We start from the raw sequence: 15,509 nt of genomic DNA on the forward strand, positions 1-15,509 counted from the left end.
CGGGTGATAAAATTTTATATGATATTGCTCAGGAGCTGAGGTCGATAATACGCGGAAATGATTTTCTGGGGCGTTATGGTGGTGAAGAGTTTCTATTATTGATTCATACTTCTGATAGAAAGATTGCTAGTGAGATTTTGGACCGAATTATTTTGCATATTCGAGACACCCTATTTGTTACTCCTGATAACCACTCTTTAAGCATTACTATCTCTATTGGTGCTGCTTTGTATGTCAAAGATAGCTCATTTGATCATGCTATTGAGTTGGCAGATAAATCCCTCTATCAGGCAAAGAATGGCGGTAGAGACCAGTTTGTTTTGTTCTAGAGTTAGCCTTTGGGGTAAAGCCTGATTTTACTTAACCTATGTTGTTCCAGCTGATTTTGTTCTAATTTAGGTCAATATTTCACATAAATGGCAGAGGTTGGCTGTGGGTCGAGAAAAGGTTGTTGTGGTCATTGATATGCAAAATGGTGTTTTAGCTAATCCTCGCTTTGATAGCGTAGGTAGGGTAGCCCGTATTAATCAACTGATAGACCATGCTGACCAGGTTATTTTCATACAACATATTGAAGATGACATGACCGAGGGGAGTGAGTTGTGGCAGCTATTGCCGGAGCTTCATCACCCGGAAAGCGCAATATCTGTGAATAAAACGGCTTGTGATTCGTTTTATCGAACTTCACTCGATAATGTTATCGCCAAATTGGGGGCAACTCATCTCACTATCTGCGGTTGTGCCACTGATTATTGTGTTGATACCACAGTTAAAATTGCAGCCAGTAAGGGATACGCTCTGACCATTGCCTCTGATGCCCATACTACTGCGGATAGACAACACGTCACCGCCCAGCAACTTATTGCACAGCATAATGAAGTCTGGTCTGAACTTGCCATTCCGGGGAATCGTATTTCTGTAAAAACCACACAGCAGATTCTGACCGATTGGGCTGGTTAACTGTTTTGGATATATTTTCTTAATACTATTTATCTAAGATAATTTTGGGGAGCGTTTTTTACTCCCCCCAACTTGTTATTTAATCCAATGCTTCTTCCTGCACTTCCAATACATGATATGCCGTTGAACAGAATAGTGAGTTCAAGCGCTTCATATCGCCCAATAGCCCCATATGTAGGCTGCTGGTCTCAATACTTAGCACGTTTTGTTGATGCAGGCGCTCGACGTGAGCATGAGAGTAACGGCGGTTTAGTAAGCGAAAACGATGTTTGGCGCGGCGTAAGCGCTTAGCGTTATTAATATCGCGCGATAAAAATACTGACATTCCTAAATCTAGATTCGTCACCAACCGGGCATGTAGGGTATTTAATTCCTCCAACCCTTCGGCTGAAAATGGCTTGCGCGCATTGAGTGATTTGGCGGCGACATCCGAGGTCATGCGGCCAATAATATCGCCTGCTTGCTGGAGATTGACTGCGGTATCAATGATTTCTGCCCATCGCCGTGAATCAATCTCGCCTAATTCATCTTGCTGAATTTGGGCTAAATACAGTTTTATCGCGCTATACAGCATGTCGACTTCATCTTCCAACAAGCTGACTTCATGCTTTTGCTGTTTATTGCCCTCCAACACTTCTTTAAAGCGAAATAACATCTGCTCCAGCACATCCCCCATACGCAGGGTTTCCCGCACTGCGTTGGCTAATGCCAGCGATGGAGTATCTATAGCGGTAATATCGAGATAACGCGGCGCTGAGGGCTGTGCGGTATTGGGGTCATCACTGACCAACCGGCTACAAATACGTGCCATCACTCCAACAAATGGCAACATCAACAAGCAGCGCAGAAGGTTATAGAAAACGTGGAAGTAAATGACCACTTCGGCGGCAGGTAAATTTCGCCCGAACAGCCATTGCCCTAACACATTGACCCAGGGAACCACCAAAATGCAGCCAATAACCTTAAACAGCAAGCTCCCCAACACCACTTGGCGGGAGACGGCATTCTGCCCACGGCTACTGATTAAGGCCAGAAATCCGCTGCCCAGATTTGAACCAATCACAATGCAGAGCGCGATATTCAGTGGCACCAGACCGGTGGCGGCGAGTGTCGCGGTCAGCAGAACGGCAGCTAAACTGGAATAACTGATCATGGCAAACAGCGCACCAATCAGCAGCGCCAGAATGGTATCACCGGTCAGGGAGGAGAAAATGGCCTGAACCGCAGTCGCCTGTGTAATCGGCCCGGCGGCGGTGACAATCAGTTGCAGCGCCAGAATAATCAGCCCAAGACCAATACACACTCGCCCCATCTGGCCCACACGCGCTTTGCGCTGCCCGAGGAAGACAATGACCCCGCCCAAAATCAGCAGTGGCGACAACCAGGAGAGATCAAAGGTCAGCACTCGCGCCATCAGTGCGGTGCCGACATCGGCCCCTAACATAATCACCAGGGCAGGGGACAATGAAATCAGCCCCTGTGAGACAAATGAAATCACCAGCAACGCCGTAGCATTACTACTTTGCACCAGCGCGGTGACGCCAATCCCGGCCATAAATGCCGTCGGTTTTTTCTGGATACTGGCGCTCAGGACTCGGCGTAAATCAGCACCATAAACCCGCATAATACCTGTGCGGACGATGTGTGTGCCCCACACCAGTAGGGCGACAGATGAAAGCAGATGAAGCAGTGTCAGCATGGTCAGTCTCAGATTGTGGTGAGTGGCTCCAGATTATTCCCGTCATTCTTCAAGCTGCATGTGCGTTAGCTGCCTTCGCTCACCTCAGTCACTTACTGGTCGTTGACCTTAAAGTAAGTAGACTCCCGGGGATTTTCTCAGTTGCCGCCTTCCTGCAACTCGAATTATTTTGGGTATAGGTGAAATTGCTCAAGGCTTGATGGATGGCATCCAGGAGCTTTTTATTATCAACAGTTTGCAGTATGTTTGCCGGTTTGCCCTGTGGTGCCGGAATACCGACATCCAAACGCAGATTCTCCGGGCTAAAGCGTAATGTCATACCGCGGGTCAGTGCCCCTTCCAACGCAACATCAATATAGTCGCGGGTGGTGGTCACGATGCTTTTATCCAGTAACCAGGCGACGACCAGTGCATCATGAACCCAACAACCCGGCAACCCACGAGTTTGCATCGAGTAGCTTATCCACGGGCGCAGGGTTTCTACCAGATAGCGGCTGAGTAGCGAGTCAATTTGCGCAATCTTATCCAAATCTTGATGCAGCATTTGGGTCTGCGTGGTGACATCCAAAGGTGCCAGTGTAATGTTAGCACCGCTGGTCAGCACCACATGTGCAGCTTCGGGATCGATACCAAAATTAGTGTCTTTAAGATAACCCTCGACATTAAAGACGCCTCCCATGATAGCAATTTCTGCCACCGATGACGCCATTTGCGGGTAAAGCTGTATGGCATGAGCGATATTTGTCAGTGGGCCAATAGCCACTAAGGTTATTTCACCGGGGTTATTGCAAATTAATTCACCGATGGCATGGGCCGCTAACGGTGCTCCGGAAGCTACCTGAGGTGGCACCGGTGTTTGTTGCCAAAGTGCAGTTAATCCATTTCTGGCTGCGCCATTATCGAGTTTATCGCGCCAAAGTGCAGTTGGCTCCACCAGCGCTTGCGACGCGCCTCGAATGATGGGGATATCCAATCCCAGACGGCTCACTAAATCATGGGCAACAGAAAATCCTACTTCGCATGGGGTATTTCCCGCCACGATAGTGATTAATTCTAATGTTATTTCCGGGGCGGCGATGGCCAGTGCGAGAGCCAAACCATCATCGACATTGGCGCCGGGTACGCCATTTCCTGGGTCACAATCAATAATTAAACGCATGTTTTTAACTTTTATAATGGGAAATCAATTTCTTTGGCTATGGGAACAACCGCAGGACTCACCGATTTGCAGCGAAAAAGCGAATTCACGAATAGTCGGTTTACCGTCCCAATTTTTTAGCATTTCTATGGCGGTTTTTGCCATGGCATCCAACGGCTGACGTACGGTCGTTAATGAAGGCACGTTATATTCAGACTCAATGGTGCCGTTAAAACAGATAAGCGCCAGATCTCTCGGTGCGGTCAGATTATGCTCGGCCATAGCGCGTAAACAGCCCAATGCTTGTAATTCATTGGTGGTGAATAGTGCCTGTGGCAATGGCCCTTTCAACATTTGTTGCGCGGCCTGATAACCGCCGGGGCGGGTATATGTGGTCGAGAAAATCCACTCATTGCGTACCCGCAGCCCCGCTTGTTGCAATGCATCGCGCCAGCCATTCAACCTATCTTGAGTATTGAGCATATCCAGCGGGCCGCAAATAATGGCGATGTCACGATGACCATGTTCAATCAGATGTTGAGTGGCCTGAAACGCCGCAGCGCGTTCATCCACACGAATAGCACTGATTTTTTGTGCATCATCGACTCTGTCGAGCATGACAAAAGGCGTGCCAGTAGCCTGAATTAATTCGATATAGGGATGGCGATCAACACTGGTATATAACAAGCCATCAACCTGACGATGCAGCAAATTATTGATAAGTTCTCGTTCGCGCTGCCGGTCATCTCCCGCATCACCCAATAACAATACTTGCCCGTTGGCAAAGGCTTCACGTTGCAGAGCATGGGCCATTGACGAGATAAAAGGGTTGGAAATATTGGGAACAATCAGGCCATAGGTTTGAGTGGTCCCGCGCGCTAATGAGCGGGCAATCTCATTGGGGCGGTAGCCGGTTTTTTTAATCGCATCAAGCACGCGTTGTTTGGTGGCGGGAGCAACTGGCCGTGGCCCGTTATTAATGACGTAACTCACTACCGCCACAGAAGTTCCTGCTTCGCGTGCGACATCAGAACGTGTAATACGACGAGACTGCGGGTTGACCAAAGTTACCTCGATGCTAAACATCCCTAAAGGAGATATCTGGGGGAAATCCCCAGTAAAGGTGGCAATAAACTCACTTTACTGGGAATAACAGATAGTTACATCAGAGAATGGCGTTTTCTGCTATTAAATCGCATCTTCTGGCAAATTGAGGTCACGCCCACGAGTTTCTGGCGCAAAGAACGTGGTAACGAACCCAATCCCCGCCATTACGGCGAAATACAGTGCAATTGGCCACCAGTGGCCAGTGAGTGTCAACATGGCTGCCGCGATTAATGGTGCAGTCCCACCGGATAAAATGGAGCCTAACTCTTTCGCGACTGCCATCTTGGTATAGCGATTAGTCACACCAAATAACTCGACACCCCATGCTGCTTGCACCCCAAAGATACCCAGTGACGCCAAACCCATACCTACAATGATAGTCCCCATTACAATAATCGGCTCGCGGGTTTCCAACAGCATAAATGCCGGGAAAGCATAGATAATTAATAACAGGCAGAACCAACGATAAGTAATACGGCGGCCAAAGCGGTCTGACAGATAACCCGCCAGTGGAATAATCAGGAAGCCCAGACAGGAAGCAATAAATACCGCCATGGTGGGCACTGATTTATCCACCATCAGCACTTTGGCAACATAGCCAATCATAAAACCTTGAGCCAGATAAGACGGGCCGTTCTCGCCAATACGCAAGCCCACCATTATCCAAAACGATTTGCTGCGCTGCCAGAAAGTGCGATTATCCACTTCGGCCGTATGCTCGCGGCCCAAGGCTAATGCTTGTTGACGCTGTTGTTCCAACACCAATTTTTGGCGTTCAAAGACCGGAGTTTCACGCATGTGACGACGGATAAACAGTGCTGCACCAGCGATTAAAATGCTGGAAAGGAATGGAATGCGCCAGCCCCAGTCGAGCAGAGTTTGTTTGTCCATCTGCAAGACCAGCAACCACACCAATGCCGCCAGCAGCGTACCGCTGTTAGACCCCAATGCGATAATGGAGGAGACTAAACCACGCCTTTTGGTGGGAGCATATTCTCCCAACATCACCGCGCCACCAGACAGTTCGGCACCCGCTCCCAGCCCTTGCATAAAACGCAAGAAAGCCAAACAGGCCGGAGCCCACAAGCCGATAGAGGCGTAACTTGGGATCAGACCAATCATGGTAGTGGAAGCCCCCATCAAGCTGATGGTGGTAATCATCACCACTTTCCGGCCTTTGCGATCACCTAATCTACCGAACAGCAGCGCGCCAATAGGGCGGGCAATAAAGCCGACAGAGTAAGTGGCGAAACTGGATAACAACGCGATTGCAGGTGTTGCTTCAGGGAAGAAGACATCACCAAATATTATGCCAGCCGCTAAACCATAAAGTGCAAAGTCTGCATATTCCATGGCCGTGCCGAGCCAGCACGAAAAGGTTGCGCGCCAAAAGTCTTTACGGCCTTCGGGCGTAGCCAGGCGCTCTTCCGCAGCCATGCTCTCTGATGGAGCATTGTCTGCCGCCGAGCTATTTAGTGAAGTCATTAAAAAAGTTCCCCTGGTGTTGAAGCATTATGTTCACGCACTAATGTGTCTTTATTCGTCTGTTACTCAGTTACCGGAGTTAATCAGCAAAACTGGGTTGAACGAGGAAACATTAGATAACGTTAATCTTGTTTCGTGTTTTTAGTGTATCTACCCGCGTAGATAGATCAAATTAATTATCGTTACTTTAGAGATTGTTCACGAAACTGTCATATAACTGCTTGGAATTTGCACGAAATTTGCGGGCTGGCACAATAAAGCCAGCCATAGGTAAGAATAGAAAACGGGTAAACCGCGATCGGAATAGCGCGACTCAAAGCCGCAATCAGCCTGTTTTTACCGCAGAATAATGGCTAACGCGTGAGCCTTTTCGCTAAAATCGCCTGCCCAATAGCAACATTGCCATTTTTTATTAGATTTTCACTTGCACCGGTAGCATCGGCGTCGCTCTTATTTTGGCTAAGTTTCATCACACCGGTCAGCTCTGTAATCACTATCTCGACCCCGACAATCGCCTTTATCATGGCGTTGATATATTGCTCTGGCGCATCTGCTATTTGCCAGGGCTTTTCCTGCATGGATTCTTGTTGCTTTGTCAGCTGGGTCAACTGGTCATGAAGATAGAACTTATCATCATGAATGATGATTTTTCCGCGTACATGGGCTGTTTGATAGTTCCAGGTTGGCACTTGTTGGTGATGCTCGTGTTTACTGGGATACCAACTGGGGGAGATATAGGCATTTTCCCCACGAAAAATCACCAGCACTTCTTCGTTTTGCTGCACGTCCAGCCAAAGCGGATTTGCTCGCGCTATATGAGCATGTAGCGAACCCGCACCTTCCTCTGAGGGCTGGAACGCGAAGGGAATATGCCAGGCATCGAGTATCCCGGTTTTTTGACTCACAAGAATACCCAGCGGATGTTGCTGAATAAGCGCATGCAAAACTTCTGGGCGATGCTCTTGGAATTGACGCGGAGAGTACATATTCCACTCCTTTAGCTATTTGTTTTTTATATGCCCATATCAAATGGGATGAAAACGGCCTGATAGCGTCGAAAGTACGGTAATAGTGGTTTACTATTAAGTACCAGATTGCTGATTAATTAATGGGCCACAATTAATGTCGAGAAAAGCCAAGGTGGTTGATATTCCGGTCATTGGTGAGTTGAACCGAACCACCGGGAATTTGAGTCTGCAACTGGCGAGATCCCTGCGTAATGCTATCCATAAAGGTGAACTGAAAGCGGGGGATCTTTTACCCTCAACCCGCGTTCTTTCTCGTGCGCTCAATGTCGCCAGAGGCACGGTACTCGAGGCATTTGAGCAATTAAAGGCCGAGGGTTTTTTGGACTCACAATACGGTTCTGGCACACGCGTGGCCCAATTGATTGAGAGTGATATTCAGAAGCCATCACCGGTTATTTCTCATGCCGAGGACGACATTCCTTTATCGGCACAGGCTCAGGCATTTGCCCGAACAGCGGCTCAGATGAAACCTTTGGCACCAGTACCTTTTGCCGTTTCAGTTCCTGCATTGGATACCGCACCCGATGATATTTGGCGGCGGTTGGGTAATCGGGTTCGAGCCAAGGGGCCAGGAGCGCCTTCAGGCTATGGTGATCCACAAGGCGCGCTGGCACTACGTGAAGCGATATGCGAGTACGTGCGCAAATCTCGCTCGGTTCACTGTACGCCTCAGCAGATTATTATTACCTCCGGCACTCAGCAGGGTCTGTATTTGGCGACCCAAATACTGCTTGATACTGGTGATAGCGCATGGGTTGAGGAGCCAGCATACCCTGGGATTACGGCGATTTTCACTAGCGCATTTCTCGACAGAACGATGGCGAGAATTCCTGTTGGTGCAGCGGGGATTGACGTCACCGCGGGTAGAGATATTGCGCCGACTGCCAAGGTCGCGTTTGTCACGCCATCTCATCAATACCCGCTGGGGATGCCGATGAGCATGGCACAGAGGACGGCACTGTTGGCATGGGCAAAAGAGAATAAAGCCTGGATTGTTGAGGATGATTATGACAGCGAAATGCGCTATTCAGGGCATCCGTTCGCTGCTCTTCAAGGGCTGGATCCTGCCAGAGTCATTTATCTTGGGACTTTCAGTAAAGTGCTTTTCCCTTCTTTAAGACTGGGCTATGTCATTGTTCCTGAAGCGCTGGTTGATGCTTTCTGTGGGGCAAGGGTGTTGATGGACCGCCATCCTCCGAGTGCTGATCAGTATGTGCTGGCCAGTTTTATGGCTGAGGGATATCTCGATCGTCATATCAGGAAGATGCGCAGTGTTTATGCAGAAAAGCACCGAGCGCTGATTGAGGCCGTCAAAACACATATCAACGTGGAACTCGCCGAACTTCAACCTTGCGACCAGGGAATGCACATGGTTTTGTGGCTAAAACAGGGGTTGGATGATAGTAAAGTAGTACAAAAATGTACGGCGACAGGCATATCGGTACGCGCGATTTCCCCTATGTATGGCACCAATATTCGTCGCTCCGGGCTGCTGCTTGGGTTGGGGGGATACAGTAACGAAGATATTGTCCGGGCAATCATTAAGCTGAATGAAATTATTATCTCGCTGATTCCACGACAATAAGAGAGAACGATGGTGCACCAGCGGCACCATCGTTTTAGCTTTATCTGGAAAATTTCTTGGCACCAAATACACACACCAATACGCCAGCCATGACCACAATCATGGACAGTTGCACCGTCTCATGGAGCACCAGGCTGGCGAGCGCCAGTCCAAAAAACGGTTGTAATAGCTGCAACTGCCCGACGGCGGAAATCCCCCCCTGCGCCAGACCTCGATACCAGAAAATGAACCCAATCCACATGCTAAACAAGGAGACGTAAGCCAGCGCTACCCATGCAGCAGTACTCACTGTTGGCATAGTCTCTGGCGCTGTCAGCGATGTTACGCCCGCGGTTAGAGGCAAAGAGATGACCAACGCCCAAGAGATAACCTGCCAGCCCCCCAGTTTGCGGGAAAGCACCGCGCCCTCAGCATAACCCAGGCCGCAAAGCAGCACTGCGACGACCATCAGTACATCACCGGTAATTGAGCTTCCCGAGCTATGGCTTACGGCAAAAAAAACCACGAGCAGACTCCCCAATACAGAGAACACCCAAAAAGCGGCTCTCGGGCGCTCTTTGCCACGCAGGACACCAAAACATGCCGTTGCCAGTGGCAGTAGGCCGATGTAAACCAGAGAATGTGCCGATGTGGTGTGTTGCAGTGCCAGTGCTGTTAGCAGTGGGAAGCCAATGACGACGCCAGATGCCACAAGAATTAACGGCAAAATATCTTGCTGCTGTGGTCGTTTCTGCCGCGTTATAACCAACACACTCAGTGCCAGCAACGCCGCCAATACTGCTCTCATTCCCGTCAGGAACAATGGAGGAAACTCTAATACAGCTACTCGTGTTGCGGGTAAGGAACCACTGAAGATAAACATCCCAATAAACCCATTGACCCAACCTTTAGCTAAACGGCTGTCACTGTGTTTGTTCAGGGGAATATTCCCGTGTGCTGTTTCTGTATGACGCCCCATGGTGCTAAAACTCCAATCCTCAAAACAGGTATGCCTGATTGAGCAATCTATTGTCAAAAGTGACAGATTATTTTCCGGATTAAGTGGTCTACGCACAGATCCACATAATGAGATTCTCATCGAACCACTTCATTAATCATTGATCAGTTTATTTAACGTATTAAATTATTCTCACTAAATGGTGAACCCATATTATTGAGCAACATATTATATTTATTAGAATTGTTAATTTTTCACTTTTAATATAATAAATGGATGAAATTATATACCTATGTCTTATGTTTAATTTGGTTATTATTTCATATTAATAATGTCTTGCTATCTGTTATTTTCATGTTAATAGTGACTATATCAATAATGTTATCAATGTCTTTAGTATTGATTATATTGAGTAAAGTATCTATGTAGATGATTATTTAGGTAAATCAAGCTGGTAATGAAAGTGACAAGGGATATTAAGCTATAGCGTAAACAGCAGCGGCCACGCGTAAATAAAAAACAACAAATAACATTAAATGTATTTAACATTAGTTAGTGGCGTGCTTGTATTTAGCGGTCATTATATATGCGGGCAAAGGTTCTGCCTCAATGAGACTTAACGTTTTGTCTGGATGTTGCGGTTATAACTCTTATTTAATATTACATTAGAGGTATTATAAGCATGACAACTAATAAGACATTTACGCCTGAAAGTGAGAAAGCGGCATTATATTTATTAGACCAAACAATGGGTTTCACCTACCAAGCGGCACTTCGCGCTGCCGCTATTTTGGGGGTGGCAGACCATCTTATTGATGGGCCAAAAACAGCACAGCAATTGAGTAAGGAACTTGATGTTGAATCGCTGAATTTGTATCGCATCCTGCGACTACTGGCGACCAGAGATATCTTTAAAGAAATTGACGGGCAGAGATTTATGCTCACTCCATCGGCTGAGTTTTTATCCACATCCCATCCGCTTTCATTGCGCTATGGGGTATTGATGCTAACCGATGAAACAATGTGGCGGCCATTGGGGAATGTAGTGGACGAAGTTCATGGCGAATCTGCCTTTAAAAATGTTTATGGCATGTCATTCTTCGAATATTGGTCAAAACCACAGACACGCACGCCAGATTATGATTTCCATTCGGGAATGTCTTCTATGTCGGTGGTGGAAAACCTCGCTTTGGTTCGTGGTTATCACTTCCCTGAAAATGCCACTGTTGCGGATATTGCGGGGGGAAGGGGGGGGTTACTGTTAACCGTATTGCAGGCTAACCCAACACTCAAAGGTATTTTATTCGACCGCGCGCCAGTTCTGGAAAAGAATCGCCTGGGTGAGCTGGGTGATGATTCTCGCTGGAGACTCCAACCGGGGAGTTTCTTTGAATCCTGTCCAGCGGCAGATATTTATTTACTGAAATACATTACCCATGACTGGCCAGATGAGAAGACGGCCGAAATACTCCACAACTGCCGTAAGGCAATGCTCCCTAATGGGAAAGTATTGATCATGGAGACCGTTATTCCTGAAAGTAATGCCCCACACTTCGGTAAATATATGGATATTCTGTTGATGGGGAGTTTTGACGGCGGTAGAGAACGCACCGAGACCGAGCTGAAAGAGTTGCTTGCCAAAGCCGATCTTAAATTAAACCGCATTATAGACACTGGCAGTTATATCTCGATAGTCGAGGCGGTTGCTCGTTAAATATTGAGATTCTTATACCCCTCATCGTTCCAGCTGCCTGTGCGTCGACTGCTTTCCTGCAACTCGAATTATTTGGGGTATAAATTCTCCTGTATCAAACTCAATTTTCTTTCTGCCCGCATATTATTTGCGGGCTTTTCACTTCTGGTTAATTTGTTAGTACTCGCTCGTGGCTTGTTTATTTATGTCGTTTGTCCAAGGTTTTATTAGGGGTATGACAATCATGGAAATGAATAAAACACTTACACCTGAAAATGAAAAAAATGCATTTTATCTTTTGGAACAAGTGGCGGGGTTTTCCTATCAGGCGTCATTGCGAGCCGTTGCCGTGTTGGGTATTGCTGACAATCTTTTAGACGGGCCAAAAACAGCAAAGGAATTGGCAGATAAAATAGGCGTTGAGGCGTTACCTTTACATCGTGTGCTGCGATTACTGGCGACTCGGAATATTTTTAAAGAAATTGCCGGGCAGCGATTTGAACTGACGCCAGCGGCGGAGTTTTTATGTCAATCTTCTCCCCACTCATTACGCGAAGCGGTACTGATGATCACCGATGAAACCTTCTGGCTCCCGCTGAGTTTAGTTGCCGACAGTGTGCGTGGTCATTGTGCTTTTAATCAGGTTTTTGGTACTTCTTTTTTTGAGTATTGGTCAAAGCCAGAGAATCAGGCCTCCGACTATGATTTTCACAGTGGTATGTCTTCTTTATCTGCCGTGGAGAATCCTGGGCTGGTGCGCAGTTATAACTTCCCAGAAAATATTACTGTGGCAGATATAGCGGGGGGAATAGGGGGATTACTACTGCGGGTATTACAGGCAAACCCCAGCCTGCACGGCATTTTATTCGATCAAGAGCCAGTGCTGGTCAAGAATTGCCTGAGTGAGCTGGGTGATGATTCACGTTGGAGGCTCCAATCCGGGAATTTCTTTGCGTCATGTCCAGTGGCAGATATCTATTTACTGAAAAATATTATCCACGATTGGCCTGATGAAAAGGCAGTAGTCATACTGCAAAATTGTCGTAAGGCGATGCGGGCTAATGGCAAAGTGCTGATTATTGATGCCCTTATTCAGGAAGATAACCAGCCCCATTATGGCAAGAGCATGGATATTATGATGTTGGCATGTCTTGATGGTGGGAGAGAACGTACCGAAACTGAGTTGCAAGGATTGCTCGCCGATGCGGACTTGCGAATAAACCGCATTATAGAAACCGATGGTTTCCTATCAATAGTTGAGGCGGTTTCGCGCTAGAAACTATCCTTTATCATCAGAGCAACTGACCACCAACCCTGCGCGATGAGAAATCATGGCGCAGTAAGCTCAATGGTTGATTTTATATTTAATTAAAACAATTGATTACAGTTAATTTTCTCATCAGAAAAACTTGAGTGATGGGTTTGACTCATTATCCGAGTGAAGATTTATCCGCAGATCCGGCGACCTAAACTATTAATAACAGGCATATATCGGTATTATCCTGATATTAGTAATGCAAATCATTGTCGTTCCCAATCAAGGATATCTACATCCCCACTTTTCAGGAGAGAAAATGCGATTACGTTTAGCTTTATTTTCATCATTACTGGCACTCACTGCTGTGCTTACCGGGTGTGATAATTCATCGGCAACCCCTGAAGACACGGCAAAAATCAGTATCGAACATGCGCAAGGCACCACTCAGGTTCCACTTAACCCGCAAAAAGTCATCATACTGAACCCCTCTGTATTAGATACGGCCGATGCCCTGAATATCAAAGTGGCTGGTGTTCCCCAAACCAGCACCCATCTTCCGGCGTTTTTATCCAAATACACCGGTTCAGAATACCTGAATGCCGGCACCTTATTTGAACCGGACTACGAAGCCCTGAGTCAGGCTAAACCTGACCTGATTATCGCTGGGGGGCGTGCTCAAGATGCCTATGACAAACTGAGCGCCATTGCCCCAACTATCGCGCTGGATATCGATCCTAAGCACTTTACCCAAAGCCTGACACAGCGTACGGAACAATTGGCATCTATTTTCGGTAAAGAAGAAGAGGCAAAAACACTGCTGGGTAAATTTACTTCTCAGATAGATGCTATCAAGCAGAAGTCAGCTAACGCTGGGTCTGCCATGGTGGTGATGGTCAGTGGTGGAAAAATGTCGGCCTACACACCGGGTTCGCGTTTTGGCTTTATTTTTGACGAGTTAGGCTTCACTCCTGCGGCCAGCTTCACTGAAGCTGGCAATCATGGCAACGTGGTGACTTCCGAGTTTATCCTTAATGCCAACCCTGAGTGGCTGTTTGTCCTTGATCGCGATAATGCCATTGGCCGCACTGAAAATCAGTCCGCACAACAAATCCTGGATAACCCTCTGATTCGCAAAACCAAAGCATGGCAAAACGATCATGTAGTTTATCTCGATTCTGCCTCGCTCTATATTGCTGGCGGCGTGCAAAGCTATATGCAACTGATGGATAAAATCAGCTCAGTGCTGGATAAACAAGCCGCTGCGCAGTAATGCTCACTAATGAAAAATCTTAGCTTTATAGCAGGCCTGGTTATTTTACTGGGCCTTATGGCATGCAGCCTATTTATTGGTGCCGGTAATGTCACCTTGTCCGAGGTGTGGTCAGATCCCGACATGCGCGATATCTTTTTGATAAGCCGTGTGCCGCGAACATTAGCCTTGGTTCTGGCTGGCAGTGCCATGAGCGTTGCTGGCCTCATTATGCAGATGCTCACTCAGAACCGGTTTGTCGAACCCTCGATTGCCGGTACTACCCAGTCCGCCAGTCTCGGCTTACTGCTGGTCATGGTATTTAGCCCCGCCGCACCGGTCATGGTTAAGATGTTAGTAGCGACCGTTTTTGCTATGGGCGGTACCGCACTTTTTATGCTGCTACTGGCACGAATGAGAATGAAATCGGCGCTGATGGTGCCGCTGACCGGCATTATGCTGGGGGCGGTGTTTAGCGCAGTAACCACTTTCCTGGCAATGGAGTTTGATCTGCTGCAATCATTAGGCAGCTGGGAATCGGGTGATTTCTCGGGTGTATTACAAGGCCGCTATGAACTGTTGTGGATTGTGGGTGCATTGACGTTGATTGCTTGTTTGATCGCTGACCGTTTTACTGTCGCTGGCATGGGGCGGGATTTCTCGGTTAATGTCGGCTTGAATTATCAGCGGGTTATGCTCATGGGGATGTCTATTATTGCCATCATCAGCGGCGTGGTAGTGGTGGTGATCGGTGTGCTGCCTTTCCTCGGATTAATTGTACCCAATATTGTCAGCATGGCGATGGGGGATAACCTGCGTCGAACCATCCCTTGGGTGGCGTTGTGTGGCGGTGGTCTGGTGGTGTTATGCGATATTATTGGTCGATTAGTCAGTTACCCATTTGAAATACCTGCCAGCGTTATTCTGGGCGCAATTGGCGCACTCGTTTTCCTATTATTAATTGTTAGGACAAAACGCCATGCAGGCTAATGAGTATTCTTCACCAAGCTCTCTATCCCAAGAGAAAAATAAAATATTAAGCTCACCGGCAAAACGATTATTGTTATTGAGTATTATTGCCCTTGTCGCAATGGTTATTTTCATGACCATTAATCTTAGAGGCAATATTCAATATGTACTGGTGCATCGTGGCCTTATTTTAGCCACGATGGTATTGGTGGCCTTTGCCGCCGGTATTGCCACCGTGTTATTCCAAACGGTCACTAATAACCGGATTTTGACACCGTCAGTGATGGGACTTGAAGCGCTGTTTATCCTGATCCAAACCATGTTGATCTTTTTTGTCGATGCCAATGGGTTCAGGGTGCTCGGAATAACTGGAAAGTTTCTTTGTGAATCGGCTTTGCTGC

13 protein-coding genes and 1 pseudogene are annotated in these 15,509 nt (G+C 47.4%); 8 read left to right on the forward strand and 6 right to left on the reverse strand.

The features are described 5' to 3' along the window. Both ACNSO8_RS10110 and ACNSO8_RS10115 read left to right on the forward strand, forming a co-directional pair. Positions 1-329, forward strand: a 329-nt coding sequence (locus ACNSO8_RS10110) for a GGDEF domain-containing protein (RefSeq protein ID WP_418394528.1), incomplete at its 5' end; no start/stop codon positions are given. 103 nt (positions 330-432) lie between these two features. Continuing rightward, complete coding sequence (locus ACNSO8_RS10115; protein ID WP_019082371.1) at positions 433-960, forward strand: isochorismatase family protein; 528 nt, start codon at positions 433-435, stop codon at positions 958-960. Positions 961-1,039: 79 nt separating this feature from the next. Here ACNSO8_RS10115 and ACNSO8_RS10120 read toward each other — a convergent pair whose 3' ends face one another. The 5 genes from ACNSO8_RS10120 to ACNSO8_RS10140 all read right to left on the reverse strand — a co-directional run bounded on the left by ACNSO8_RS10120 (position 1,040) and on the right by ACNSO8_RS10140 (position 7,375). Beyond that, complete coding sequence (locus tag ACNSO8_RS10120; RefSeq protein WP_019082372.1) at positions 1,040-2,659, reverse strand: Na/Pi cotransporter family protein; 1,620 nt, start codon at positions 2,657-2,659, stop codon at positions 1,040-1,042. Positions 2,660-2,747: 88 nt separating this feature from the next. After that, positions 2,748-3,818 carry a nucleoside hydrolase gene (locus ACNSO8_RS10125; protein ID WP_050321809.1) on the reverse strand — a complete coding sequence of 357 codons (1,071 nt, stop codon included), beginning with the start codon at positions 3,816-3,818 and terminating at the stop codon, positions 2,748-2,750. Between the two features lie 24 nt (positions 3,819-3,842). Next, positions 3,843-4,799 (reverse strand): LacI family DNA-binding transcriptional regulator, encoded by a 957-nt coding sequence (locus ACNSO8_RS10130; protein ID WP_046695651.1) that lies wholly within the window; start codon positions 4,797-4,799, stop codon positions 3,843-3,845. A 186-nt stretch (positions 4,800-4,985) separates the two neighbouring features. Continuing rightward, entirely contained in the window at positions 4,986-6,389 is a 1,404-nt protein-coding gene (locus ACNSO8_RS10135) for an MFS transporter (RefSeq protein ID WP_050130365.1), read from the reverse strand. 353 nt (positions 6,390-6,742) lie between these two features. Continuing rightward, positions 6,743-7,375 carry an FMN-binding negative transcriptional regulator gene (locus ACNSO8_RS10140; RefSeq protein ID WP_019082376.1) on the reverse strand — a complete coding sequence of 211 codons (633 nt, stop codon included), beginning with the start codon at positions 7,373-7,375 and terminating at the stop codon, positions 6,743-6,745. Between the two features lie 136 nt (positions 7,376-7,511). Between ACNSO8_RS10140 and ACNSO8_RS10145 the strand changes: the two genes are divergently transcribed. Continuing rightward, positions 7,512-9,002, forward strand: a complete 1,491-nt coding sequence (locus tag ACNSO8_RS10145) for a PLP-dependent aminotransferase family protein (protein WP_418394529.1) — start codon at positions 7,512-7,514, stop codon at positions 9,000-9,002. Between the two features lie 40 nt (positions 9,003-9,042). On the opposite strand, the gene ACNSO8_RS10150 is transcribed toward ACNSO8_RS10145, so the two are convergent. Beyond that, positions 9,043-9,960: a DMT family transporter gene (locus tag ACNSO8_RS10150; protein ID WP_418394530.1), complete on the reverse strand. Its 918-nt coding sequence runs from the start codon at positions 9,958-9,960 to the stop codon at positions 9,043-9,045. Between the two features lie 661 nt (positions 9,961-10,621). Between ACNSO8_RS10150 and ACNSO8_RS10155 the strand changes: the two genes are divergently transcribed. From ACNSO8_RS10155 to ACNSO8_RS10175, 5 genes and pseudogenes are all read left to right on the forward strand, one after another. Continuing rightward, complete coding sequence (locus ACNSO8_RS10155; RefSeq protein ID WP_019079042.1) at positions 10,622-11,653, forward strand: methyltransferase; 1,032 nt, start codon at positions 10,622-10,624, stop codon at positions 11,651-11,653. Positions 11,654-11,876: 223 nt separating this feature from the next. Beyond that, on the forward strand, positions 11,877-12,908 hold the full coding sequence (locus ACNSO8_RS10160; RefSeq protein ID WP_019079041.1) for a methyltransferase: 1,032 nt from the start codon (positions 11,877-11,879) through the stop codon (positions 12,906-12,908). Between the two features lie 298 nt (positions 12,909-13,206). Beyond that, positions 13,207-14,160 carry a siderophore ABC transporter substrate-binding protein gene (locus tag ACNSO8_RS10165; RefSeq protein WP_057620813.1) on the forward strand — a complete coding sequence of 318 codons (954 nt, stop codon included), beginning with the start codon at positions 13,207-13,209 and terminating at the stop codon, positions 14,158-14,160. Between the two features lie 9 nt (positions 14,161-14,169). Then, a complete protein-coding gene (locus ACNSO8_RS10170; protein WP_005173884.1) occupies positions 14,170-15,129 on the forward strand; it encodes an ABC transporter permease in 960 nt (319 codons plus the stop codon). Next, positions 15,119-15,509 (forward strand): annotated as a pseudogene (locus tag ACNSO8_RS10175) (enterobactin ABC transporter permease); the annotation flags it as partial. The gene ACNSO8_RS10170 and the pseudogene ACNSO8_RS10175, both read left to right, overlap by 11 nt.

It is taken from the genome of Yersinia sp. LJYL362 (genome assembly GCF_048323875.1).